Genomic DNA, 22,777 nt, shown 5'->3' on the forward strand with positions numbered 1-22,777 from the left:
TGGGCAGACGTCCATGTATGCACTAGTGAACCCGAAGAATGGCGAATTGCTCAAATGGGGAATATCGAAGAATCCCGTCGGTCGTTACAAGAACTCGGACTACGAGGGCGGGACTCGGATGGTAATCCTCAGGAACTACGACTCCAGGCGGGACGCTCTTGATGTTGAGCGCTATATGACGGAGAGGCATCCCGGGCCGCTCAACTTTGAACCGCACAGAGGGGCTGTGGCGCCTACGCAGTCTTGGGAGAAGGATCTGCAGTACGTCACTGGCGGTGGGTTCTTCAGGGATCGTGACGGTGGATAGATACTCCACCTGCTAAATAATGGAGGTGGCATGTCGCCAAGTCCGTACACCGTGGAAACTGAGAGCGGCGAGTCGTATGACGGGATCTCGGAAGACTTGCTCTTCGATTTGATCGGCGAGCTTAGTTATCCCGACAATTCATTTCTTACGGTCGAGCCGCAGGCGTCCGAAAATCAGTGGTACGTTGTTGTGACTTTGGGTTCAGATAAGCGGCTCGAAGTGGAGTACCGGAACCCGGCAAGGAGAGAACATCGCGTCGTAGCTGGCGGGACCGTGTCAGGAATCGCAAGCGATGTGACGGTCTGGGTTTCCTCGGTCGTCCGCAATTGAGGCGCTGTTGTGCCTCAGGGCAGCAGTAGCGACTACGTGAAGAGCCCCACCGAGACCTCCCGGCAAGGCTCTTCACGCAACCTCAGCGGACGACGGCTGGGGCGTCGTCGGGGTCCTCATCGATCTGCCCTAGTGCGTAGGTGAGGGGTCGGTGGCTGAGATCACGCAGACAGGGCAGCCAGAGCCGCATCCCACGGATACGCCTCCAGATCACCGTGCTTGGGCACATGAGGGATGAACCCCCCATCGCCAAGAAGCACAGTCACTCCGCATTCCCGGAGAATGGACACACTCCGGTTGAACGCAGGATGCGCCGCCTGGGCCTGGTTCAGATACGGCAGCGCGACGATCGGTAGCCGCAGGCCGATGCCCTCCGTGACGAGTCCGAGGGCGAGTGTGTCGGCGTGACCGTCCGCCCACTTGGTCAGGGTGTTGAGCGTGGCGGGGGCTACAAGAATCGCGTCCGGCGCTGGCAACACATCTGATTCGGCGGGCAACTTGTACTGGTGGCGTACGGGGTATCCGGTGAGCTCGCGAAGCTCGGCGACGTCGTTCTCAAGCCAGCGATACGCGGAGGGCGTGAGAATGAGGCAGACATCCCACCCGGCGGCTTGGGCCTTGCGTATGCCGGTGGCGACGGACTGGGCAGGCGGAGCGGCGCAGGAGATCAGATACAGGATCTTGGTCACCCAGGCAGTCCACACCGTGTGGCGAGTGCCTGCAAGCGCCCCTCGGCACTTCCGGCGCCGAGAAGACGCAGATCCTCGACGAGTTGGCGACTGTTGGGGCGGCAGCGCACCTCTTCCGCAGCCTCTTCCTCGGCCAGGAGCAGTGTCTCGACAGCCTGTTCACGACGGCCGGCCTGTGTGTAGCCGTATGCGAGGTCCACGAGGTGATGAGCGCGCCGCTCGCGCGGCAGGGCATCGCGGCGCGGCGCCGGAATGCCCTCAGTGGCGGCAACGGCCTCGGCGCCTTCGCGGAGCCGTACGTGCGCGGCAACGCGGTGCACGGCAACGTTCGTTGGTCCGTACGCGGTGAACATCGCGTTGCCGTCTACTCCGAGCTGCGCGGCGTGTTGGTCGGCCTGATCGAGAAGGTCGGGAGCGGCGCTGCGGTTCTCGTTGGTGGCTGAGGCCATGGCGGCTTTGAGGTAGAGCATTCCCAGAACCGAGAGTCCGTCTGCGCCGCGCCCGATCAGGTCGCCTTCCAGACGGCTGGCGGACGCAAGGGCGAACTCGACAGCGGCGGCGGCCTGCCCGTGGTGAGTCATCGCGTCGGCAAGGTGCCGGGCCGCCGCAGCCATGGTGACCGGGTCGCCGGATCGCTCGGCAGCCGCTACGGACCGGTCGGCCGCCACGAATGCCAAGCCGGTGTCGCCGAACTTGATCGCCACGGCCTCAACCAGTTGCAGGGACATGGACAGCAGTCGGAACGACGCGAGCTGTGAGTCTCCTTCATGCCTGGCAGCAGCACGGTTGGCGTCGATGAGAAGCCCTGGGACTACGCGGCCGAGCGAGGCGAAATGGCTTGCCTGAAACGCAGTCCAGCCGTACTCCACGTTGCTGCTCAGCGTCTCGACGGGGACGGGCTCGGCAGCGGTTCCGTCGCTGGAGCCGGTGATCACGTCGTGGTGTTGCAACGTGCTGCGAATCGCTGCGAGTTCGGTGCCGTCCACACACTCGCCACCCTTGCCGAGCGGAACGTCCGACAGCAGGTCTTCCAGACGTACTGACAGCACCCGGGCCGCCCCTTCCAGGACGGACAGCCGTGGATCGCTCTGCCGCTGCCCTCCTTCCAGGTCCTGGACCCATCTCCGGGACATGCCCATGAGCGCCCCGAAGTCCGCCTGGGTGATGCGGCGACGCTCGCGCCAGTAGGCAACGCGCCTGCCGATTCCCCTCGTGTCCACCCTGCCCCCTGGTAACCGGCGTATGGCGCACGCAAATTGCGTGCCTACTCACCGTTATGCAGCCCTTACGGTCCGAGAGCGCAGTAACCCATCGAATACCCCGGCGACCGTTCGCGCGGCCCCGGGGCGGTGGCCCACCTGAAGGAAGCAGGTCGACATGACGCAAGCTACAGCCCCCGAGCAGGAGTGCGAACCCGGGGTCAGGATGACGATCCACGTCTACACCGTGAGCAGCGGAAGCGGCGAGATCGTCGAGGACCGAGGCACGATCGGGGTTCTGGGAAGCGACGGTCCGCTCCCCCTGAGGAACGGGTTCCCACCCTGCGCCTGCCCGCTTCACCGCAGGCGGGAGGCCGCACTGTGAGCATCCGTGCCGCCACAGACACCCCGCCCCCGTCGGCGGAATGCACGGTCGCACAGCGGCCGGAGTACGCGGATCTGCACCGCGCCTGCCGCCAGACCGAGGACGTGCCCTTGCCCCACGGCCGCGGGCTGCTGCTGATGCGCCGGTGCGGCTGTACCTGCCACGCCTCACCACCCGGGGACGTCTCATGACGCCGTCGGCGCTGCATGTCTGCCGTCACTGCGACGGGCTGATCACTGACCCGGACGACGCGGTCATGGTGGCGTACGTGCACGTCAACTCCGGCCCTGGCCAGGTGCTGTGGGCACACAGTGCGCACGCGCACCTCGTACAGCCGGACCCGTACCCCCTCGCACTGCTGGCCAGCATCCGCGCGCTCCGCGCCGGGAACTCCGCCACCTGAAACGTGAACGGCGGGGCCCGGTGACCGACAGACAACGCATGACGTCGGTCACCGGGCCCTTTACCGGACTGTGCCCCTACTGCGGGAACCCGGCCCGAACCCCCACCTCGCTCGCAGCCCCCACCGTGACGCCACTCGCGCCCCCCGACCGAAGCAGCACGTTCGTGCCGCCGTTCTGTCCGGAGATCAAGAGGTCCGCGTCACCGTCCCGGTCGATGTCGCGCAGGCGGACGGCGAGGCCGAACATCTGGTACTGCCCGGTGTCGCCCGGCACACCCGCCGTAGCCCGCGTGAACCACTTGGAACCGGCGCCGGTCAGGCCGCTCCTGCTGCCGCGCAGGACGTGCACGCCACCGGCGTTCGCGACCGAGCCGACCTTCTCTCCCGTGGCGCTGACCGCGAGGTCCGGATAACCGTCGCGGTTGGTGTCGCCGGCGGAGAGGGAGTAGCCGAAGGCGTCGCCCTTCGTGGCGTCCGTGGCGACACCCGAAGTCGCCTGCGTCAGGCGGGAGTACGTGCTCACCGGGCCGGTGCTGCTCCCGCGCAGGATGACGACCGAGCCCGCGCTCTTGCTGTGCGGGACATCGCTGACCGCGAGGTCGCCGTAGCCGTTCTTGTCGAAGTCGGCGATGACGCCCGTCGGACCGTAGTCGGGCTGCGAGTTGTTGTACGTCGTGAGCCTGCCCGACGTGACTGTGGCGCCGCCGCGCAGGAACCAGGCGGCCTGGGTCCCCGCGTCGCCCTTGTAGCCCTGGCCGAGGACATAGAGGTCCGTGGCGTTGTCCTTCGTGACCCTTCCGGCGACGAGCGCGGTGGTTTCGCCGAGGTCCCGGTGGTCGTGCTTGGTGACCTTGCCCGTCGTACCGGCCGGGCCGATGCCGCCCCGGTAGATGTAGACCGTTCCGACTCCGTCCGCGACGGCCAGGTCCGGCTTGCCGTCGCCGTTGAAGTCGCCGGTCGCGAGTGCGGCGCCGAAACCGTAGTAGGAGTTGGCCGTGACGGGGATGCGGGTCGCCTTGGCACCCAGGCCCGCCTTGGCGCCCCACAGGATGGTGACCGCGCCCGCCGCGATTCTGCTGCCCACCTTCTCGGACCGGTCGCCGATGGCCAGATCGGCGTACCCGTCCCGGTTGAGGTCGGCGTTCGCGAGGGAGCCGCCGAACCCGTCGCCGTACCCTCCTGCATCCCCGGACGTGCCCGGAATGTTCGGGCTGTTCTGCGTGAACCTCTTGCTCTTCGTGCCCGGACCCGTGGCGGTCCCGTAGGTCACGGTGACCGAGTCGCCGCCGTCCCCGAACGCGTAGTCGCGGTAGCCGTCGCCGTTGTAGTCGTCGGCGTATTTGGCCTGGGTGGCCGCGGTCACGGGGCCTGCCGACAGGGTGAGCAACCCGCCGGCCAGCGCGACGGACGTTGCGGTCGCGAGGACCAGGCGACCGGTGGTGCGTATGGACATGTGTCTCCTGCGGTACGCGGGGCCTTGCGGCGCCCGCGGTGGTCTGGTCGCACCCGTCCGGACAGGGGCCGTACGGCAGGGCCGTGCCGCCCGCGCGAACGGGGTCCGGGGTACCGGAGCCGGTCGTGCTGATCGGAGCGGCGGCTTCGCCGCCGGAACGGGAAGTGCAGATAGGACCCACGATGTGCCGGGAAGGTTGTACGCCGGGGCTCAGCGGTTTTCATGCGTAGGGGTTCATCCCTGTGGTGATCGATTCCGTCCGGGGACGAGGACGGTTTCGCCGCCGGTTGGAACAGCCCGGCGCTATCGTGAAGAAGCGACACGCTCTGTAATCAGTTGAGGACCGTGGTGACCATCATGACCGAGCGTCCGACAGCCATAGACGCAGCCACAGACGCAGCCATAGGCGCTCCTGCGACCGGGTCCTTCGAAGACATGCTCCGGATCGTCGAGGAGATGGACACACCTGTCGGCTACAAGGCCGAACTCATCCGGGGGAAGATCGTCGTGTCGCCGTGGTCGAAGCTGCGTTACAAGAAGGCGATGAAGGCCCTGCGGCTGCAACTTGAGCCCCACGCCCCGGAGGGGCACGACGTCGATGTGGCGCCCTTTCTCTTCAGGTTTCCCGGATCCCAGCGTGGCTTCGGGCCTGACCTCCACGTCGCCGACGAAGCAGCCTTCGACGACGAAGGCCGCCACGCCGATGCAGCCGCCCTCTCCCTCGCCGCCGAGCTGACCTCCGACTCCACCAAAGATGTCGACTGGCTCGACAAGATGGACACTTACGGGCGGATCGTGCCCGTGTATCTCCTGCTCGACATGAAGATGCAGGAGATCAACGTCTTCTGGGATCCGTCTCCGAAGGGTTACCGGTCGCGGACCAATGTGCCCTTCGGGCGGCCCGTGCGCGTCCCCGCCCCGTTCGACTTCGAACTCGACACATCGGCGTTCGTCATCGCGGACAACGCGGAAGCCCAGGGAACAGCCGACGGGAACGACGACAGCGGCGACGGGAACGACGCCGGTCGGGGCGCACCGGACGCCTGACATGCGCAAACGGCCCCGCCCCGGCGCGTAACCGGGAAACGGGGCCCTGACCGCCGTAGCGGGACCGGACTGGACTCAGCAGCGGCGCGTGATCAGTGCCACGACCGTGGCATCCTGCTCCATCTGGTCGACCTGCATCAGAGCGAGGTCCGCCGTCCGCGTCGCGCCGCCGCCGCAGCAGCAACAGAGCGCGGACGGCGCCGAGCCTCCGCGTGGTCGCAGCCGGACAGTGGAGCAGTTCGGGGCTCCCGCGGCGATCACTTCCAGGTCCTCGGTGTCGAAGACCTCTCCTCTGACTTCGTCCCACGAGTGGAAAGTGGTCATGGGCCTGCCCCTTTCCGCTGCCGCTTCACCACGCGAACGGCCACTCGGCGGATGGGGTTTCAGACACTGGGCGGAGCGGCCGAACCACTCCGCCCACTGGCCTTGACGTGTCAGCCCCCGCAACCCCCAACCCGTCCCGTACTCAAAGCGATGTCATCCATCCGCACGTCGTACGACGAAGGCGACGGATCCCCCTGGTACAACTGCCACCCCAGCTTCAGCTTGTCGAAGGTCGGGAAGACGAAGTCGGAGTCCTGCGCACCGCCGTGGTTCTTGGTGGAGACCGTCAGATCAGACTGCTCGACCCCGTCGAAGTACACCGTGACCCGGTTGTCCGTGGCGTCGAGATGGAACTCCACGCACTGCCACTTGTCCGCGACCGCCGGTGCCGACGTCTTCCACGACGTCCAGTCGCCCGTCGGGCCCAGGTCGTGGCCGACGCCCCAGAAGTTGCCCTTGTCCGTGGGGGCGTACTGGCCACCCAACGGGCGTACGAGCGCGGGGGAGTCGGAGCCGGAGGCCTCCGCGATCGTCCAGTGGGCCCAGTCGGGGGCCGTGGGGAACGCGTCCACGCGCAGGCGCAGGCGGGCCCAGTAACTGTTGCCGGGTGCCGAGAGGTTGGGGAAGACGACGAAGGCGCGGCCGTTGCCCTCCGTATGGATGCGGAGTTCGCGGCCCTTGCCGGTCGAGCTCGGGGCGACGGTCAGGGTGCCGTCGGAGGTGTCCGTCGTCCAGCCGCGGCCGGCCGTTACCGGGCCGAGCGGGAGGTGGTTGAAGTTCTCCTGCGCAAGTGTCTTGTACGGGGCGGGAGTTGCCGAGGCGGTGGGGGGTATCGCGAGCATCGTGGCCGTTGCCGCCGCGACGGCCGACAGTGCTGCGATCGTTTTCCTCAGGTTGGTCATGTGCCCAGTCTGTAACGGGAGTTGACCAAGTTCCTAGTCGTACTGGTGGGTATTGAGAGGCATGTGAGCCGTCATACGGAACGACTGCCGGAACGGCTACCGGAACGCCTGCCGGAACGACTGAGGGCCCCGCTCCCGCCGATACGGAAACAGAGCCCTCAGGCGAATCAACAGACCGTGCGAAAGATCAGAACCGCCGAGTGATCAGCGCCCTCTTCACTTCCTGAATGGCCTTCGTGACCTCGATCCCGCGAGGGCACGCGTCCGTGCAGTTGAACGTGGTCCGGCAGCGCCAGACGCCGTCCCGGTCGTTCAGGATCTCCAGGCGCTGCTCGCCCGCCTCGTCACGCGAGTCGAAGATGAAACGGTGGGCGTTGACGATCGCCGCCGGGCCGAAGTACTGGCCGTCGTTCCAGAAGACCGGGCAGGACGACGTGCAGGCCGCGCACAGGATGCACTTCGTCGTGTCGTCGAACCGTTCCCGGTCCTCCGCCGTCTGGAAGCGCTCGCGCGTCGGCTCGTTCGTGTCCTTCGTGATGAGGAAGGGCATCACGTCGCGGTACGCCTGGAAGAACGGCTCCATGTCGACGACGAGGTCCTTCAGGACTGTCAGACCCTTGATCGGCTCGACCGTGATCGGCTTCGCCGGGTTGATGTCCTTGATCAGGGTCTTGCAGGCAAGACGGTTCTTGCCGTTGATCCGCATGGCGTCCGAGCCGCAGATGCCGTGCGCGCAGGAGCGACGGAACGTCAGCGAACCGTCCTGGTCCCACTTGATCTTGTGGAGGGCGTCGAGGACGCGTTCCTTGGGGTCGATCTCCAGCTGGAAGTCTTCCCAGACCGCCTCGGCCGCGACCTCCGGGTTGAAGCGGCGGATGCGGAAGGTGGCCGTGATGTACGGGGAGTCGGCGAAGCCGGGCTCGGGCTCGCCGGCCGCGTCCGCCTTGTCCAGAACAGGGGTTGCCATCAGTACTTACGCTCCATCGGCTGGTAGCGGGTCTGGACGACCGGCTTGTAGTCGAGTCGGATGGACTCGGTGCCGTCGTCACCCACCTCGCGGTACGCCATGGTGTGGCGCATGAAGTTGATGTCGTCGCGGTTCGGGTAGTCCTCGCGGTAGTGACCGCCGCGCGACTCCTTGCGGGCCAGGGCGGAGACCGCCATGACCTCGGCCAGGTCGAGCAGGTTGCCGAGTTCGATGGCTTCCAGCAGGTCCGTGTTGAACCGCTTGCCCTTGTCCTGGATCGAGACGTTCCGGTAGCGCTCGCGGAGTTCCGCGATCTTCTCCACCGCCGTCTTGATCGTCTGCTCGGTACGGAACACCATGACGTTCGCGTCCATGGTCTCCTGGAGCTCCAGGCGCAGCGCGGCGACCCGCTCGGTGCCCGTGGAGTCGCGCAGGTGCTCCACCTGGGAGATCACCAACTCCGCCGGGTTCTCGGGGAGTTCGACGTAGTCGGCCTTCTGGCTGTACTCCGCCGCCGCGATACCGGCGCGCTTCCCGAACACGTTGATGTCCAGGAGGCTGTTGGTGCCGAGGCGGTTGGCGCCGTGGACCGACACACAGGCGACCTCGCCGGCCGCGTACAGGCCCGGTACCACCGTCGTGTTGTCGGTCAGCACCTCACCCTCGACGTTCGTCGGGATGCCGCCCATCGCGTAGTGCGCGGTGGGCTGGATCGGGATCGGGTCCGTGTACGGCTCGATGCCCAGGTAGGTACGGGCGAACTCGGTGATGTCCGGGAGCTTGGCGTCCAGCTGCTCCGGCGGGAGGTGGGTCAGGTCGAGGTAGACGTGGTCGCCCTCGGGACCGCAGCCCCGCCCTTCGCGGATCTCCGTGTAGATGGACCGCGAGACGACGTCACGTGACGCCAGGTCCTTCATCACCGGCGCGTACTTCTCCATGAAGCGCTCGCCGTCCTTGTTGCGGAGGATGCCGCCCTCACCGCGGGCGCCCTCCGTCAGCAGGATGCCCATGCGCCAGATGCCGGTCGGGTGGAACTGGAAGAACTCCATGTCCTCCAGCGGCAGCCCGCGACGGTAGACCGCCGCCTGGCCGTCACCCGTCAGCGTGTGCGCGTTCGACGTCACCTTGAAGAACTTGCCGCAGCCGCCGGACGCGTAGATCACGGCCTTCGCCTGGAAGACGTGGATCTCGCCGGTCGCCAGTTCGTAGGCGACGACGCCGGCCGACCGCTTCACACCGTCGACCTCGACGATCAGCTGGTCGAGGACGTAGAACTCGTTGAAGAACTCCACGCCCTCCTTCACGCAGTTCTGGTACAGCGTCTGGAGGATCATGTGACCGGTGCGGTCGGCCGCGTAGCAGGAGCGGCGGACGGGCGCCTCACCGTGGTTCCGGCTGTGACCGCCGAAGCGGCGCTGGTCGATCGTCCCGTCGGGCGTCCGGTTGAACGGCAGGCCCATCTTCTCCAGGTCGAGGACCGAGTCGATGGCCTCCTTCGCCAGGATCTCGGCGGCGTCCTGGTCGACCAGGTAGTCACCGCCCTTGATCGTGTCGAAGGTGTGCCACTCCCAGTTGTCCTCTTCCACGTTGGCGAGCGCGGCGGCCATGCCGCCCTGCGCGGCGCCCGTGTGGGACCTGGTCGGGTAGAGCTTCGTCAGTACGGCGGTACGGCTGCGCTTCGTCGACTCGATGGCCGCGCGCATGCCGGCGCCGCCCGCGCCGACGATGACGGTGTCGTACTTGTGGATCTTCATCAGAATTACCTCAGCCCCTTGTGACCCGGTGCCTAGCGGATGTTCGGGTCGAAGGTGAAGATCACCAGCGTGCCCAGCAGGATCGTGAACACGGTGGCGGTGTAGAGCAGGCCCTTGAGCCACAGCCGGGTGTTCGCGCGTTCCGCGTAGTCGTTGATGACGGTGCGCAGGCCGTTGGCGCCGTGCAGCATCGCCAGCCACAGCATGAGCAGGTCCCAGACCTGCCAGAACGGGGAGGCCCAGCGGCCGGCCACGAAGGCGAAGCCGATCTTCGAGACACCGCCGTCCAGCACCAGCTGGATGAGGAGGTGGCCCAGGACCAGCACGACCAGGACGATGCCGGACAGCCGCATGAACAGCCAGCCGTACATCTCGAAGTTGCCCCGGGTGGACTTGGGGGTCTTCTTCGTGCGCTGGCGCGGGGCCTCGATCAGGGGCGCCGGGTTGTCGGCGTCGTATCCCGAGAAGGTGCCCGCGCCCTCGATGGGGCCGATGCCCGAAGCGGTGGTTTCAGTCGTCGCCATCTGTGTCAGCTCCCGAACAGTTCACGAGCGGCGTGGCCGAGGACGGGGTAGATGGCCCCGATCATCAGCACGACCCACAGGCCGACGACGGTCCAGAGCATCTGCTTCTGGTAGCGGGGACCCTTCGACCAGAAGTCGACGGCGATGACGCGGAGACCGTTGAGCGCGTGGAAGAGGATGGCGGCGACGAGGCCGTACTCCAGCACGGCGACGATCGGCGTCTTGTACGTGGCTACGACCTTGTCGTAGTCCTCGGGGGAGACACGGACGAGAGCGGTGTCCAGGACGTGTACGAACAGGAAGAAGAAGATGAGGACGCCGGTGACTCGATGAGCCACCCATGACCACATTCCTTCCCGGCCGCGGTACAGCGTTCCAGCCGGCACGGAAAACCCTCCGGGAGCGGGGATCGGGGCCGCGCCGGCTTGGGTGTCGGACGGGCCCGGCCGGGTACGGTCCACCGGCCCTGGCCATCGTAGCGACGTGTTGTCGGAACGCTTACAGCGGGCCTACCGATGTGATCAAACAGGCTCGTACGGGCTACTACGTGCGGCTACCGGGGGGAGAGGCTGCCGTTGTTTGCCGGGTGCGGGTCAGATGTGGCTGGTCGCGCAGTTCCCCGCGCCCCTGAGTAGGCCCACCAACCGTCCTTTTGCCAGGCGCCGGAGTTCTTCTGCCGCAACTACCCGCTCTTCCTCCGGTTCGTTCGCCAGACGTGACCGGATGCCTGCCAGGACCTGGTTGAGGGCCTCGTCAGGTGAGGCGTGGTCGACGTAGATGACGAACGCGTGTCCGAATCGGCTTTCGTACGCCGCATGCGCAGCGCTCAGTGCCGTGTGGGCCGCGGAGTACGCGCCGTCGGGGAGCTCCGGCAGCGCCTCGGCGGCCAGGGCCTCGGCCAGGTCGCCCGGGGTCAGGTCGTAGGACGCCTCGTCCGCTGCGGCCAGGAGGGAGTCCAGGTCCGGGTAGGGGCGGTGGTCGGCGAGGCGGCGGGCCCAGCGGAGGCTGCGCAGGCAGGTCAGGAGTGCGCGCTCGGCGTCCGCGGCCGGCTCGGTGTTGAACCGCTCCAGGCTCGCAGGCGTAGGACAGGGAGACTCGGTGCGCGTCTGTGCCGGTATGGCGAGCTGGCCGGGGAGAGGGGGAAGACGATGCGCAGACAGCGTGAGTCCTCAGGCGTTCTGGATTGGCGTGGGAGACGTGTGAGGCGTGTGCTGGGAGTGCCGCTCACATTATCGAGAGTGGTCAGTAGCTGTCCTACGGGTGCCTGAATTTCACCCGAACGGGAGAGTTTCGGAACGTTCCGTGGACGATCCCGGTGGAGTGGGGTCGTAGGTTCAGAGAGGGAGGGGACTCAAGGAGGTGCGTGGCATGCGGGCGACACGTGGGACTCGGGCAGGTGGGAACCGGTGACCGGGCGGAGGCGACGGGCGCCCGAACGGAAACGGGTTCCGGGGAGCAAGACGTACGGACAGGGGTCCGGGTTGCTTGTCGGGGCCGGTGTTCTCGTCGCCGTCGGTGCCATCGGAGTGACCGTCGCCCTCTGGCCGGTCGGCGACACCGGGACCGACACCGGCAGCGACACCGCGTCGACCGGAGCCGCGCCGTCCTCGGACGCGTCCGAAGGCGCCGCCGCCGCACCGTCCCGTGCCGCGCCTTCGGCCGCACCCTCACCCTCGCCCGCCCGCACATACCCCCTCTCCAAGGCGCCCCGCACGATCCCCGCCGTACGCGAGCACACCGCCGCCCGGGGACCCGGCTGGCGCCCCGCCGCCACCGCCCGCGTGGTCGTCGGTGCCGGCGCCCTCGCCGACGAGGGGAAGCTGCTCGCCGGTGAGCTGAAGATGACGTACGGCGGGACCGCCGCCCCGCGTGCCGGGGACGTCCAGCTCAAGCTGGACCGGGGGCAGAACCAGGTGAAGAACGGCCCCGAGTCCTACACCCTCACCGTCGCGGGCGGCCGCGTCACCGTCGCCGCCCCCGCCGAGGCCGGCGTCTTCTACGGCACCCGCACCCTCAAGCAGGAGGTGAGCGGCGGAAACACCGCCCCCGAGGGGATCGTGCGCGACCGGCCCGCCAAGCCGCAGCGCGGGCTGATGCTGGACATCGCCCGCAAGCACTTCACGGCGTCCTGGATCGAGGACCGCATCCGTGAACTGGGAGACCTCAAGTTCAACGAGCTGGGCCTGCACTTCTCCGACGACCAGGGATTCCGGATCGCCTCCGACACCCACCCGGAGATCGTGTCCAAGGACCACCTCACCAAGGCCCAGGTCCGCCGCATCCTCGCCCTCGCCGCGAGCCGCCACATCACCGTCGTCCCCGAGATCGACTCCCCGGGCCATCTGGGCGCGGTCCTCGCCGCCCACCCCGACCTTCAGCTGACCAACGCACAGGGCACGGCGGCACGCGGCGCGATCGACATCTCCAAGCCGGAGTCCGCGAAGATCGTCGACGACCTGCTGGGCGAGTACGCCGACCTCTTCCCGGGCTCGTCCTGGCACCTGGGCGGCGACGAGTACCGGGCGCTGATGGTCTCCAGTCCGGCCGCCTCGTACCCCCAGCTCGCCGCCGCGGCCGTCGCCCGGTACGGCGCCGGCGCCGGTGTCTCCGACCTCGCGACGGGCTGGCTCAACGACCGCGCGGCCACCGTCCGCGCCCACGGCCGGACGACCGTGCGCGCCTGGAACGACGGCTTCTACCAGTCGAGTTCGGTCCAGCCGGGCAAGAACATCCAGGTCGCCTACTGGACCGGCAAGGAGATCGGCGCCCGCCAGCCGGCCGGGTATCTGAGCGCGGGTCGCAAGGTCGTCAACTACAACGACGAGTACCTCTATTACGTGCTCGGCCAGCCGAACGCCTTCGTCTACCCCACCGGCGAGCGGATCTACCGGCAGTGGACCCCCCGGGTGCTGCGCGGCAGCACGGCCGTCTCCTCGACGTACGACAGCCAGATCCTCGGTGGGGTCTTCGCCGTCTGGTGCGACCTCGCCGGTTCACAGACACAGAACCAGGTGGCCGCCGGGATCCGGATGCCGCTGCGGGCGACCGTCCAGAAGCTGTGGGACCCGCGGGCCCAACCGCCCCTGTCGTGGAACCGGTTCAAGGCCCTGGCGGACCGGCTGGGGTGATCCCCCAAGCCGGTCCCCCTCCGTCAGTCGCTCCTTGGGCCGGTCAGAAAAGGCGCACCCGCACCGAGACCTCCGCCCGCGCCCCCTCGTGCAGTGCGTCCCCCTCGTACGTCACCTCGTACGTGGTGGTGCCCAGGGCCCGGAGTCCGGTGTCGTCTATTCGGAGGGTGCCGTCGGCCGCGACTTCCGCCGCAGCCAGCTCACGCGCGCCGAACCAGTCCGTGCGGGTCACCCGGACCGTCGTGCCGGCCGGGAGCGCGAAGCCGCCCGCCGTCAGGGTGCCGGTGATGTGCACGCCCTGGTGCAGCCGGACCCGGTCGGGGGCGGTCAGCGCCAGTGCGGCGGACGCCTTCGTCACGGACACCGTCAGGCTCGTGCTCTCGGCCGGACGGTGGGTCGCATCGCCCGCGTACGACACGGTGTACGTGGCGTCGCCGGTGCGGCCGGGGACGTCCGTGAACTCGAACGTCCCGTCGGCGGCCACCTGGGCGGTCAGGGGGTCATGGGCGCCCTCGGTATCCGTGCGGACCGCCGTGACGCGTGCCGGTTCGGCCGGTGCCGGGCCGCCCAGCCGCAGCGTGCCCCGGAGCGTGAGCGGCTCGCCCGCCACCGCCTGGCCGGGTTCGGTGGTCAGCGCGCCGTCGAAGGCGGCGTCGTACAGCGGCGCCGGACGGTCGAGGGTGTGCAGCCAGAAGCCGCTGCCGTCCGCGTTCGTGGTCACCGCGAACAGCCGTGAACCGTCCCGGCTGAAGCCGAGGCCGCGCGGCGCGACCCGGTCGCCGCCCGCCGCCGAGTCCTCGAAGACGTACGCCCGCTGGGCCCCGTCCGTCGTCGGGTCGGCGTTCTCGACCAGCAGGTCCGCAGTCGTCCCCGAGGCCGTCGCGCCGCGTGCGACGAGCGCGCCGTCGCCGCTGTAGGCGACGGCCGACGCCGACGCGCCCTCGGGCAGCGGGTCGTAGCCGCGTTCGGCGTCCGAGAAGTCGGCGGTGTTCAGCAGCCGTACGCCCGCCTCCGCGTCGGCGACCGCCACCTTGCCGCCGTCCGGGGAGACGGCAAGGTCCCGGAGCTTCAGGGCACCCTGGCCGTCGGCGTCGGCGAACGCACGGCCGTACCGGAAGGCGAGCTTGCCGCCGGCGGTGTCGTACGCGATGACCATGCCGTTCGGGGCACCCCGCTGGGCGACGATCATCCTGTCCGGCAGGCCCTCGCCGGTGGCCAGTTGGTGGCCGTAGAAGGCGGTCTCGCCGCCGTCCTGGACGTTCTCCGCCGGGGACCAGGTACGGAAGCGGTAGTACGTCTGGTCGCAGCCGCGCCAGTCGTAGTTGCTGACCCGGGTGAACCACAACCGGCCGCCGGACAGGGCTACTTCGCTGTCGCACTGACCCGCGCCGTCGTAGATCAGGTAGCGCTTGTAGTCGAGTGTCGCCGTGTCGTACACGCGGACCTCGTACGTCGTCGCCACATACAGCTCGGTGCCGTCCGCCGACAGGGCCAGACCGCTCGGCTGGGCGAGCTCGGAACCGGGTCCGCCGTGAGTGCGCAGAAGGTTGCCGTCGAAGTCGTACACGAGCAAGTAGTGGTCCTGGCCGGGGGACTTGTCCCCGGTGGTGATGTACACACGGCGGTTCGTGTCGTCGACGAGCATGCGCGAGTACGTCTTCACGGGCAGCTCGGTCACGGTGTCCGCCGATACCTCCGCGGCGGCCGCGGGCGTGCTCGCGACCACGGCCAGACCGCTTCCGCCGAACAGCAGCGCCAGTGCCGACGCGGCAGCCGTCGTACGACCGGCTCTGAAACGCAACCTCTTCATCAACTTGGCCCCCGTCAGGTTGAGTTGACGGCCGACCCCCTCGTCGACCGCCAGTGATCGCAATGTAACAGCGATGTGAGGGAAATGTGGCGGGTGGGGTCTGTTCGTGGATAACTTCGATCGGGCCGACACGCCGGATGTGTCTTTCCCGTAGCGAACTCCCGTGCTGCTGTGGTGTATTCGGCCCGATCTCAGGACAGCTACGACTACAGCGGTGCGAACCATGGGCCGGGGGGACGGCATTGGGCTACTGGGGCTACTTGATCGTGGGCAGGAGCGGGCAGCCGCTCGCCGAGACGGACGCCCTGCGCGCGGTGCGCGACGGGCTGACCCCGCGTGAGCGGCGGGACGACGGCTGGCAGGTGTGGGAGTACCCGAGCGGCGACGGTGACATCGGCAGCATGAACACGCTCGCCGTGGAGACCGATGCGCCCGCGCTCTTCGGGTACGTCATGGACAGTCGCTGCGTGGTGCTGGAGGCGGCGGCGCCTCAGAGCGGGGCGTGGACCACCTGCCTGGCGCGGAACGCCATGGCCGGGTACCTCGGTGCCGGGCAGGACGAAGGCGAAGGCGAAGGCGAGGGCGAGGAAGCGGAAGAGGGCGGTGAGGAAGGGGGCGGGCTCACGCTGGACGACTACTTCCTGGAACCCGGTGACGCGGCCCGACGGGCGGTCGACTGGGCGGCGGAGGCCGGGCACACGGTGAACACCGGGCCGCTGCTCGACGTACTGACTTCAGAGCCTGACCCTTTGGCCGAAAACCTGTTCTTCCGGTTCCTCGACCGACTCGGTGTTCTGCCTCTGTGACGCTCCGGGTACGTTGCACGCAGTAAGGGAAAGCGCGGGCTCCGTAAGGGTCGGCGTCCTGGCGAGGAGGCGTGCATGAGCCTGGTGGAACTGATCGCTCGGGCCGACGAGCGCGGCCTGGCAGCCAGCGGACTGGCTTGTTTGGATCGGTGCGTGGCCCTCCTGGGCGGCGACGACGAGATTCTGCGCCCCCTGTGGGCCAGCCTCGCCGACGGCAGCGACGCGGAGGAGTGGACGGTCCGGCTGGCAGAGGCCCGGGTCAAACTCGACACCGGCGAACCCGACGAACCCGAACCCTCCGGTGCCTCCGGCGCGTTCGCCGAGGGGGAGGCGGCTCTCCTCGCCCGGCGGATGCTCGCCGCCGCGCCGGCCACCCGGTCCGCCGCCGGAGTGCGCGAGTGGGCCGACGCCTGCTCCGTCGCCGCGCTCCGCATCCACCGGCTGCTGGACCTCTCCCCGGACGGCGCGTCCTCGGTCGAATCCCGCCGCGAAGGCCGTACGGAGGGCATGTCACCGCTCGTCGCGGCCGAACTGCGGCGCCAGATCACCGTCCTGGAACTCCTCGCCGGCCACGGCTCGGGCGGACTCCGTCAGGTCATCGCGGTGTCGACGGAGGGGCGGCGCGTACTGCGCGCGGTGGTGTCGAGGCGGGCACGGGGACGGGCCTGAGCGCCCCGAGTGAACCCCGCCTGATCTCCGCCGGCGTCCCGCCCCTTCGGCGTCACCGCCCCGCGTCCGCTGTGACACTTCCGTGCGGAGCGGCGCTGATGCCCATGGGGGCGGGGGAGTCGAACCCGTGCTCGTACGCGGAACGCCGGTACGGACGGGGGCAGCGCTTGGGTCAGGGACGGCGGGAGTCCCGCCGCGTGCAGGCGTGCGACGAGGAGCTGGGCGTGGCTGTCGCGCGGGCCCAGGACGGGGACGAGGCCGCCTTCGCGGTCGCGTACCGGCTGGTGCAGCCCGGGCTCCTCGGCTATCTGAGGGGGCTCGTCGGCGACGAGGCGGAGGACGTGGCGTCCGACGCCTGGCTGGAGATCTCCCGCGACCTGGGCCGGTTCAAGGGCGACGGGGCGGGCTTCCGCGGCTGGACGGCGACCATCGCCCGGCACCGCGCCCTCGACCTGCTGCGCCGGAAGCGGATACGACCCCAGGGCACGGCGCTCGAACAGGACGTACTCGAACTGCCCGGTCCGCACAGCACCCCCGACCAGGCACTGGAGACCCTCTCCACCGAGTACGCCCTCGGACTCATCGCCGCACTCCCGCGCGACCAGGCCGAGGCGGTCCTGCTCCGCGTGGTCGTCGGCCTCGACGGCCCCGCCGCCGCCCGCGTCCTCGGCAAACGCCCCGGCGCGGTACGCACCGCAGCACACCGGGGCCTGAAGCGCCTCGCCCGGCAACTGGGGGATCGGACATGAACGGCGACGACACGACGGGCCGCCTGGCAGGGCTGCTCGCCGCCGCCCTGCGCGAAGGCACCGCGCAAGGGCAAGGGCAGGGGGAGAGCGAGGGCACCGGCGACGGCGGTGAGCGGGATGCCGTCGCCGCGTTCCTGCTGGCCCGGGACTCCGGCGCACACAAGGTGGCGCGCACCCGGCGCCGGGACGACTGGCGGCGGTAGGCCTGACCCAGGACCCCGGACCCGGGCAACGACCGGGGCCGCCACCCCCCACAGGAGAGGCCCCGGCCGTCGCGCGGCACGGGCCGCGCGGCGGCCCGTATTTCCTACAGCGCCGCGCGTGCGGTTTCTGTCACACCGGAGTGGGTCACGGGTCAGTTGCACATTGTACGGACATGGACGAGGAGTACTTTGACGCCGTAACGTGCCATTCGCTACGGACCACGGACCATGGACCACGGGCTGCGGACGACGCCCAGCCGAATCCACCGGGCCTTTGACCGCAACCATCGACTGAGAAACCACAACGGCGAGAACTTGTTCCGCGAGAGCGGCGCCGGTTTAGGCGCAAAAGGGGCGCGTGGGTGGGGGACGACGCGGAGCTGACCGCCGCGGTGCTTGCGGCACAGGCCGGGGACGAGACCGCGTTCCGGACTGTGTACCGCGCGGTGCACCCGCGGTTGCTCGGGTACGTGCGGACACTGGTCGGCGACCCGGACGTCGAGGACGTGACCTCCGAGGCCTGGCTCCAGATCGCCCGTGACCTGAACCGCTTCGACGGGGACGCCGACCGGTTCCGGGGCTGGGCCGCCCGGATCGCCCGCAACCGCGCCCTCGATCACATACGGATGCGCGGGCGCCGTCCGGCGACGGTCGGCGACGAGACCGAGCTGACCGGCCGGGCCGCCGACTCCGACACCGCGGGCGAGGCCATGGAGTCGCTGGCCACCGACAGCACCCTCTCCCTCATCGCCCGGCTGCCGCAGGACCAGGCCGAGGCCGTCGTCCTGCGCGTGGTCGTGGGCCTCGACGCCAAGACCGCCGCCGAGACCCTCGGCAAGCGCCCCGGAGCCGTCCGTACGGCGGCGCACCGCGGTCTGAAACGGCTCGCGGAGCTGCTCGGGGAGGACCCGGAGGCGACCGGCGCGCTCGACGCGCTGCCGCCCCAGCGGGAACCGCATGGACATGCGATTACGTCGGCCGGTGTGACGCATATGCGTTCGCGGACGCAGAAGGACATGTGATGGCCGACGACGACCGGTACGGGTGGCTGGACCGCGCCACGGCGGAGAGTTTGCTGAGCGGTGAGCCCCTGGAGCTTTCACCGGCGTTCACGGACCCCGAAGCCCGCGACCAGGCCGAGCGGCTCGCCAAGACCCTGGGCGCACTGTCGGTGGACCTCCCGCTGTCGAACGCCGAACTCCCCGGTGAGGCCGCCGCGTTGGCCGCCTTCCGCATGTCCCGCCCGGCCACGGACACGACCCTCACGGCCTCCCCGGCGCCAGTGCCGTCCTCCACGGACATGGGGCTCGTACGGGTGGGAGGCGCCGGGCGTTCCGGCGCTGCCCGTCGGACCGGGTTCCGTCCGGCCCGCTGGGGCCGCCCCATGCGTCTCGGGCTCGGTGCCGCGCTGGCCGCCGGCATGGTCGGCTCGGTCGCGGTGGCCGCCGGGACCGGGCTCCTGACGAACCCGTTCGGCGGTGCCGAGCCCGGCCGCCCGGCCGCCACGGTGTCGGCCGCCGAGTCACCGGACCGCCTGATCGCCTCGCCCTCGCCGGACGTCACCCGGGGCGGCAGCTTCCCGTCCTTCGGACCCGACAGTGCGACGCGGGGCTCCACCGGGCGCCAGGGAACCGGCGAGGGTACGGCGGACGGCCGGAAGGTCGTCCCCTCCGGCGAGGCCCTGTCGCCCGGCGCGTGGCGCGACGTCACCTCGTCCTGCCGCGACATGCGCGGCGGCAAGGAACTGGAGGCGGACCGCAGACGGGCCCTGGAGAAGGCGGCCAAGGGCTCCACGAAGGTGCCGCAGTACTGCGAGGACGCCCTCAAGGACGAGCCGGCCGTCCGCTCCAACGCCGACACCGGAACAGGCACCGGCACAGGGGCGGGCAGGGAAGCCCCGAGCGGTCGGACCGGCGCCGATGACGGTGAGGACGGCAAGGACAACGACCCACCCGGGGGCAATGGCAACGGGAACGGCAACGGAAACAACGGCGGCGGAAACGGCCAGGGCAACCGCGACGGCCACCGCGGCGGCCGTGCCGCGACGCAGCCCACGCCCACACCCGCACCGACGTCCTTCGTCGCGCTCAGGGCGGACGAGCCCCAGCCCGCACCGGCGCCGGCCGCCGACCCGTCGTACGGCATCCTGCCGCTGCCGACGGCCACCTGAGCCCCGTACGACGCACGTCGGCAGCTCCCGCACCACTTCCGCACCGCGTCGTGATCGACCAAAGCGCACCGCTCTGACCTGCGCCTATGCGTGCCGCCGAAGTTCCTGCGTGCCGGGTGTGACACTTTCGGCCACGCCGACGCAGTAGACAGTGAACCGACTGGTCATCGGTTCCTCGCACAGAGCCGGGGTTCCCCCCGTACCTACGGCTCGTGCACCTGGCGCGGGCGGGACACGTTCCCCCGGTCCCGTCCGCGCCCCAAATCCCACTCCGCCCGTACTCTCCCCCCGCGTCGGCTCACCAGTACACGACGACCTTGTCGCCGTTGCTCACCTCGGCGAAGATCGCCGCGACAGCCGTCTCGTCCCGGACGTTCACGCAGCCGTGCGAGGCGCCGCCGTAGCCGCGGGCCGCGAAGTCGGTGGAGAAGTGGACCGCCTGGCCGCCGCTGAAGAACATCGCGTAGGGCATGGGGGAGTCGTAGAGCGTCGACACGTGGTGCCGTGACTTCCAGTAGACGCTGAAGACGCCTTCCCGGGTCGGTGTGTACTGGCTGCCGAACCGCACCGCCACCGTCGAGACGGTCTGCCCGTCGACCATCCAGCGCAGCGTCCGGCTCGTCTTGCTGATGCACAGCACACGGCCCGTCAGACAGCGCGGGTCGGGATAGGCGGCCGGCTGCCCGCCCATCAGGAACAGCTCCCACTGCCCGGGTTCGCGTGTCATCCGCAGCAGCCGCTGCCAGGTGACGGTGTCGGTCTTCCCGGTGACGGGCAGCCCGCGCTTCCCCTGGAAGCCCTTGACGGCGCTCTCCGTCAGATCGTCGTACGACCCGGTCGGCCCGTCGTAGAGCCAGGCGACCTGCCGCAGCCGGGCCTGGAGCTCCCGCACATCACGCCCGGTGTCACCGCGTGACCAGAGGACGGCGGGGGGAGGGGCGGGAGGGGGAGTCGCCCGTTTCGGCGTCGTCGTCGGCGTCGGCGTGGCCGTGCCGGCGGGTTTGCCGTCCGCGGGCGGATGCGAGACCTCGATCCGTACGGGCGACCGCGCGCCGTCGTCCAGGTTGTCGGTCTGCACCGTACAGCTGCCCACGGTGACCGCCGTGAGGACCGCGAGGACCGTGAGGGCGCCGCGGACCGCCCGGGACCCCCCGCTCCCGTCACCTCCGGCACCTCCGGAAAACGCCTTTGCCATGCCCGTAGTACGCAAGTCGGCCCCCCGAATCTCATCGTCTGTATCCCCCCTACCCATGTTCCCCGCACGTGACCGGTGGCGGACTACGCGGCATTGTTAGTCATAAGTGATGACAAGTAGGGCGGAGGTGTGCCATGGCGCGTGAGTCGGAGTCCGGGCTACCCATCGAACCGGTGTACGGGCCCGATGTGCTCGCGGACTGGGACCCGGCACGGAAACTGGGCGAGCCCGGCGCGTACCCCTTCACGCGTGGCGTGTACCCCTCCATGTACACGGGCCGCCCCTGGACGATGCGCCAGTACGCCGGTTTCGGCACGGCGGCCGAGTCCAACGCCCGCTACAAGGACCTGATCGCGCACGGCACGACAGGTCTGTCCGTCGCCTTCGACCTGCCCACCCAGATGGGCCACGACAGCGACGCCGCCCTCGCGCACGGCGAGGTCGGCAAGGTGGGCGTGGCGATCGACTCGGTCGACGACATGCGGCTGCTCTTCGGCGGGATCCCGCTGGACAAGGTGTCGACGTCGATGACGATCAACGCCCCGGCGGCGCTCCTGCTGCTGATGTACCAACTGGTGGCCGAGGAACAGGGAGTCCCGGCCGCGCGGCTCACCGGCACGATCCAGAACGACGTACTGAAGGAGTACATCGCGCGGGGAACGTACATCTTCCCGCCGAAGCCCTCCCTCCGTCTGATCGCGGACATCTTCCGGTACTGCCGGGCGGAGATCCCGAAGTGGAACACGATCTCGATCTCGGGCTACCACATGGCGGAGGCGGGTGCGAGCCCCGCACAGGAGATCGCGTTCACGCTCGCGGACGGCATCGAGTACGTCCGTACGGCGATCGCGGCCGGCATGGACGTCGACGACTTCGCCCCGCGCCTCTCCTTCTTCTTCGTGGCGCGTACGACGATCCTGGAGGAGGTCGCCAAGTTCCGCGCCGCCAGGCGGATCTGGGCGCGGGTGATGCGGGACGAGTTCGGCGCGAGGAACCCCAGGTCGTGGATGCTGCGGTTCCACACGCAGACCGCCGGCGTCCAGCTGACGGCACAGCAGCCCGAGGTGAACCTGGTCCGGGTGGCGGTCCAGGGCCTGGCCGCGGTGCTCGGCGGCACGCAGTCCCTGCACACCAACTCCTTCGACGAGGCGATCGCGCTCCCCACGGACAAGAGCGCCCGCCTGGCGCTGCGCACCCAGCAGGTGCTGGCCCACGAGACGGACGTGACGGCGACGGCGGACCCCTTCGCGGGCTCGTACGTCATCGAGAGGATGACGGACGACGTGGAGGCGGCGACGGTCGCGCTGATGCGGCGGGTCGAGGACCTGGGCGGTGCGGTGGCCGCGATCGAACACGGCTTCCAGAAGGGCGAGATCGAGCGCAACGCGTACCGCATCGCCCAGGAGACCGACGCCGCCGAGCGGATCGTGGTCGGGGTGAACCGCTTCCGCCTCGACGAGGAGGAACCGTACGAGCCCCTCCGCGTCGACCCGGCCATCGAGGCCCAGCAGGCGGAACGCCTCGCGAAACTGCGGGGCGCACGGGACCAGGCGGCGGTCGACGCGGCCCTCACCGCCCTGAAGAAGGCGGCGGAGGGCACGGACAACGTCCTGTACCCGATGAAGGACGCGCTGCGGGCCCGGGCGACGGTGGGTGAGGTGTGCGGGGCGTTGCGGGGGGTTTGGGGGGTTCATGTGCCTAGTGATGCGTTCTGAGCTGCCCTAACACTCCGTATGGGTGATCGCGGGCGGACCCTGCCCGCG

Annotated in this window: 24 protein-coding genes; 12 read left to right on the forward strand and 12 right to left on the reverse strand. The window is 69.3% G+C overall.

What is annotated here, in order from left to right; translation table 11 throughout:
• Window positions 1-337 precede the first annotated feature (337 nt).
• The gene (locus tag ACH4TV_RS26470; protein ID WP_398402197.1) at window positions 338-637 is read left to right on the forward strand and encodes a hypothetical protein; all 300 of its coding nucleotides are present in this window, start codon (window positions 338-340) and stop codon (window positions 635-637) included.
• A gap of 161 nt (window positions 638-798) precedes the next feature.
• Here ACH4TV_RS26470 and ACH4TV_RS26475 read toward each other — a convergent pair whose 3' ends face one another.
• On the reverse strand, window positions 799-1,326 hold the full coding sequence (locus tag ACH4TV_RS26475; RefSeq protein WP_398402199.1) for a flavoprotein: 528 nt from the start codon (window positions 1,324-1,326) through the stop codon (window positions 799-801).
• A complete protein-coding gene (locus tag ACH4TV_RS26480) occupies window positions 1,323-2,546 on the reverse strand; it encodes a helix-turn-helix domain-containing protein (protein ID WP_398402201.1) in 1,224 nt (407 codons plus the stop codon). Before ACH4TV_RS26480 ends, ACH4TV_RS26475 begins: the two co-directional genes overlap by 4 nt.
• Before the next feature lie 157 nt (window positions 2,547-2,703).
• Here ACH4TV_RS26480 and ACH4TV_RS26485 point away from each other — a divergent pair, with 157 nt between their 5' ends.
• Together ACH4TV_RS26485 and ACH4TV_RS26490 are read left to right on the forward strand one after the other, a co-directional pair.
• On the forward strand, window positions 2,704-2,910 hold the full coding sequence (locus ACH4TV_RS26485) for a hypothetical protein (RefSeq protein WP_398402202.1): 207 nt from the start codon (window positions 2,704-2,706) through the stop codon (window positions 2,908-2,910).
• A 187-nt stretch (window positions 2,911-3,097) separates the two neighbouring features.
• Window positions 3,098-3,313: a hypothetical protein gene (locus tag ACH4TV_RS26490; protein ID WP_398402204.1), complete on the forward strand. Its 216-nt coding sequence runs from the start codon at window positions 3,098-3,100 to the stop codon at window positions 3,311-3,313.
• Window positions 3,314-3,389: 76 nt separating this feature from the next.
• Here the strand turns inward: ACH4TV_RS26490 and ACH4TV_RS26495 are convergent, their stop codons facing one another.
• Window positions 3,390-4,766: an FG-GAP and VCBS repeat-containing protein gene (locus ACH4TV_RS26495; RefSeq protein ID WP_398402206.1), complete on the reverse strand. Its 1,377-nt coding sequence runs from the start codon at window positions 4,764-4,766 to the stop codon at window positions 3,390-3,392.
• Window positions 4,767-5,123: 357 nt separating this feature from the next.
• Here ACH4TV_RS26495 and ACH4TV_RS26500 point away from each other — a divergent pair, with 357 nt between their 5' ends.
• Window positions 5,124-5,813, forward strand: a complete 690-nt coding sequence (locus tag ACH4TV_RS26500) for a Uma2 family endonuclease (RefSeq protein WP_398402208.1) — start codon at window positions 5,124-5,126, stop codon at window positions 5,811-5,813.
• Between the two features lie 75 nt (window positions 5,814-5,888).
• Here the strand turns inward: ACH4TV_RS26500 and ACH4TV_RS26505 are convergent, their stop codons facing one another.
• The 7 genes from ACH4TV_RS26505 to ACH4TV_RS26535 all read right to left on the reverse strand — a co-directional run bounded on the left by ACH4TV_RS26505 (window position 5,889) and on the right by ACH4TV_RS26535 (window position 11,444).
• Window positions 5,889-6,137: a hypothetical protein gene (locus ACH4TV_RS26505; RefSeq protein WP_398402210.1), complete on the reverse strand. Its 249-nt coding sequence runs from the start codon at window positions 6,135-6,137 to the stop codon at window positions 5,889-5,891.
• A gap of 110 nt (window positions 6,138-6,247) precedes the next feature.
• A complete protein-coding gene (locus ACH4TV_RS26510; protein ID WP_398402211.1) occupies window positions 6,248-7,039 on the reverse strand; it encodes a hypothetical protein in 792 nt (263 codons plus the stop codon).
• A gap of 187 nt (window positions 7,040-7,226) precedes the next feature.
• A complete protein-coding gene (locus ACH4TV_RS26515) occupies window positions 7,227-8,006 on the reverse strand; it encodes a succinate dehydrogenase iron-sulfur subunit (RefSeq protein ID WP_398402213.1) in 780 nt (259 codons plus the stop codon).
• Window positions 8,006-9,760, reverse strand: coding sequence for a succinate dehydrogenase flavoprotein subunit (gene sdhA / locus ACH4TV_RS26520; RefSeq protein ID WP_398402215.1), 1,755 nt, complete (start codon window positions 9,758-9,760; stop codon window positions 8,006-8,008). Before sdhA ends, ACH4TV_RS26515 begins: the two co-directional genes overlap by 1 nt.
• A gap of 32 nt (window positions 9,761-9,792) precedes the next feature.
• The gene (locus ACH4TV_RS26525; protein ID WP_398402217.1) at window positions 9,793-10,284 is read right to left on the reverse strand and encodes a succinate dehydrogenase hydrophobic membrane anchor subunit; all 492 of its coding nucleotides are present in this window, start codon (window positions 10,282-10,284) and stop codon (window positions 9,793-9,795) included.
• A gap of 5 nt (window positions 10,285-10,289) precedes the next feature.
• Entirely contained in the window at window positions 10,290-10,670 is a 381-nt protein-coding gene (gene sdhC, locus ACH4TV_RS26530) for a succinate dehydrogenase, cytochrome b556 subunit (protein ID WP_398402219.1), read from the reverse strand.
• A gap of 207 nt (window positions 10,671-10,877) precedes the next feature.
• A complete protein-coding gene (locus ACH4TV_RS26535; RefSeq protein ID WP_398402360.1) occupies window positions 10,878-11,444 on the reverse strand; it encodes a 2-oxo-4-hydroxy-4-carboxy-5-ureidoimidazoline decarboxylase in 567 nt (188 codons plus the stop codon).
• 321 nt (window positions 11,445-11,765) lie between these two features.
• On the opposite strand from ACH4TV_RS26535, the gene ACH4TV_RS26540 reads away from it, so the two are divergent.
• Window positions 11,766-13,412 carry a glycoside hydrolase family 20 protein gene (locus ACH4TV_RS26540; RefSeq protein ID WP_398402221.1) on the forward strand — a complete coding sequence of 549 codons (1,647 nt, stop codon included), beginning with the start codon at window positions 11,766-11,768 and terminating at the stop codon, window positions 13,410-13,412.
• 43 nt (window positions 13,413-13,455) lie between these two features.
• On the opposite strand, the gene ACH4TV_RS26545 is transcribed toward ACH4TV_RS26540, so the two are convergent.
• Window positions 13,456-15,285 (reverse strand): Ig-like domain repeat protein, encoded by a 1,830-nt coding sequence (locus tag ACH4TV_RS26545; protein WP_398402223.1) that lies wholly within the window; start codon window positions 15,283-15,285, stop codon window positions 13,456-13,458.
• Window positions 15,286-15,464: 179 nt separating this feature from the next.
• Between ACH4TV_RS26545 and ACH4TV_RS26550 the strand changes: the two genes are divergently transcribed.
• From ACH4TV_RS26550 to ACH4TV_RS26575, 6 genes are all read left to right on the forward strand, one after another.
• Window positions 15,465-16,028 (forward strand): hypothetical protein, encoded by a 564-nt coding sequence (locus ACH4TV_RS26550; RefSeq protein WP_398402225.1) that lies wholly within the window; start codon window positions 15,465-15,467, stop codon window positions 16,026-16,028.
• 75 nt (window positions 16,029-16,103) lie between these two features.
• Window positions 16,104-16,697, forward strand: coding sequence for a hypothetical protein (locus tag ACH4TV_RS26555; RefSeq protein ID WP_398402226.1), 594 nt, complete (start codon window positions 16,104-16,106; stop codon window positions 16,695-16,697).
• 167 nt (window positions 16,698-16,864) lie between these two features.
• On the forward strand, window positions 16,865-17,446 hold the full coding sequence (locus ACH4TV_RS26560; protein ID WP_398402362.1) for an RNA polymerase sigma factor: 582 nt from the start codon (window positions 16,865-16,867) through the stop codon (window positions 17,444-17,446).
• Window positions 17,443-17,649, forward strand: coding sequence for a hypothetical protein (locus ACH4TV_RS26565; protein ID WP_398402228.1), 207 nt, complete (start codon window positions 17,443-17,445; stop codon window positions 17,647-17,649). Before ACH4TV_RS26560 ends, ACH4TV_RS26565 begins: the two co-directional genes overlap by 4 nt.
• Before the next feature lie 362 nt (window positions 17,650-18,011).
• Entirely contained in the window at window positions 18,012-18,671 is a 660-nt protein-coding gene (locus ACH4TV_RS26570; protein WP_398402230.1) for an RNA polymerase sigma factor, read from the forward strand.
• Window positions 18,671-19,819, forward strand: a complete 1,149-nt coding sequence (locus tag ACH4TV_RS26575; protein WP_398402232.1) for a hypothetical protein — start codon at window positions 18,671-18,673, stop codon at window positions 19,817-19,819. The genes ACH4TV_RS26570 and ACH4TV_RS26575 overlap by 1 nt, the downstream gene beginning before the upstream one ends.
• 298 nt (window positions 19,820-20,117) lie before the next feature.
• On the opposite strand, the gene ACH4TV_RS26580 is transcribed toward ACH4TV_RS26575, so the two are convergent.
• Window positions 20,118-21,014 carry a peptidoglycan-binding protein gene (locus ACH4TV_RS26580; RefSeq protein ID WP_398402234.1) on the reverse strand — a complete coding sequence of 299 codons (897 nt, stop codon included), beginning with the start codon at window positions 21,012-21,014 and terminating at the stop codon, window positions 20,118-20,120.
• A gap of 134 nt (window positions 21,015-21,148) precedes the next feature.
• Between ACH4TV_RS26580 and ACH4TV_RS26585 the strand changes: the two genes are divergently transcribed.
• Window positions 21,149-22,729 carry a methylmalonyl-CoA mutase gene (locus ACH4TV_RS26585; RefSeq protein WP_398402236.1) on the forward strand — a complete coding sequence of 527 codons (1,581 nt, stop codon included), beginning with the start codon at window positions 21,149-21,151 and terminating at the stop codon, window positions 22,727-22,729.
• Window positions 22,730-22,777: the final 48 nt, after the last annotated feature.

Source organism: Streptomyces sp. NPDC020898 (assembly GCF_044333925.1).
In the GTDB taxonomy this organism is placed as follows: domain Bacteria; phylum Actinomycetota; class Actinomycetes; order Streptomycetales; family Streptomycetaceae; genus Streptomyces.

What these genes read in the sequence shown, in the direction of transcription:
- ACH4TV_RS26470 (WP_398402197.1), top strand. Translation starts at nt 338, where the DNA reads ATGTCGCCAAGTCCGTACACCGTGGAAACTGAGAGCGGCGAGTCGTAT.
- ACH4TV_RS26485 (WP_398402202.1), top strand. Translation starts at nt 2,704, where the DNA reads ATGACGCAAGCTACAGCCCCCGAGCAGGAGTGCGAACCCGGGGTCAGG.
- ACH4TV_RS26490 (WP_398402204.1), top strand. Translation starts at nt 3,098, where the DNA reads ATGACGCCGTCGGCGCTGCATGTCTGCCGTCACTGCGACGGGCTGATC.
- ACH4TV_RS26495 (WP_398402206.1), bottom strand. Translation starts at nt 4,766, where the DNA reads ATGTCCATACGCACCACCGGTCGCCTGGTCCTCGCGACCGCAACGTCC.
- ACH4TV_RS26500 (WP_398402208.1), top strand. Translation starts at nt 5,124, where the DNA reads ATGACCGAGCGTCCGACAGCCATAGACGCAGCCACAGACGCAGCCATA.
- ACH4TV_RS26505 (WP_398402210.1), bottom strand. Translation starts at nt 6,137, where the DNA reads ATGACCACTTTCCACTCGTGGGACGAAGTCAGAGGAGAGGTCTTCGAC.
- ACH4TV_RS26510 (WP_398402211.1), bottom strand. Translation starts at nt 7,039, where the DNA reads ATGACCAACCTGAGGAAAACGATCGCAGCACTGTCGGCCGTCGCGGCG.
- ACH4TV_RS26515 (WP_398402213.1), bottom strand. Translation starts at nt 8,006, where the DNA reads ATGGCAACCCCTGTTCTGGACAAGGCGGACGCGGCCGGCGAGCCCGAG.
- sdhA (WP_398402215.1), bottom strand. Translation starts at nt 9,760, where the DNA reads ATGAAGATCCACAAGTACGACACCGTCATCGTCGGCGCGGGCGGCGCC.
- ACH4TV_RS26525 (WP_398402217.1), bottom strand. Translation starts at nt 10,284, where the DNA reads ATGGCGACGACTGAAACCACCGCTTCGGGCATCGGCCCCATCGAGGGC.
- ACH4TV_RS26555 (WP_398402226.1), top strand. Translation starts at nt 16,104, where the DNA reads ATGAGCCTGGTGGAACTGATCGCTCGGGCCGACGAGCGCGGCCTGGCA.
- ACH4TV_RS26565 (WP_398402228.1), top strand. Translation starts at nt 17,443, where the DNA reads ATGAACGGCGACGACACGACGGGCCGCCTGGCAGGGCTGCTCGCCGCC.
- ACH4TV_RS26575 (WP_398402232.1), top strand. Translation starts at nt 18,671, where the DNA reads ATGGCCGACGACGACCGGTACGGGTGGCTGGACCGCGCCACGGCGGAG.
- ACH4TV_RS26580 (WP_398402234.1), bottom strand. Translation starts at nt 21,014, where the DNA reads ATGGCAAAGGCGTTTTCCGGAGGTGCCGGAGGTGACGGGAGCGGGGGG.
- ACH4TV_RS26585 (WP_398402236.1), top strand. Translation starts at nt 21,149, where the DNA reads ATGGCGCGTGAGTCGGAGTCCGGGCTACCCATCGAACCGGTGTACGGG.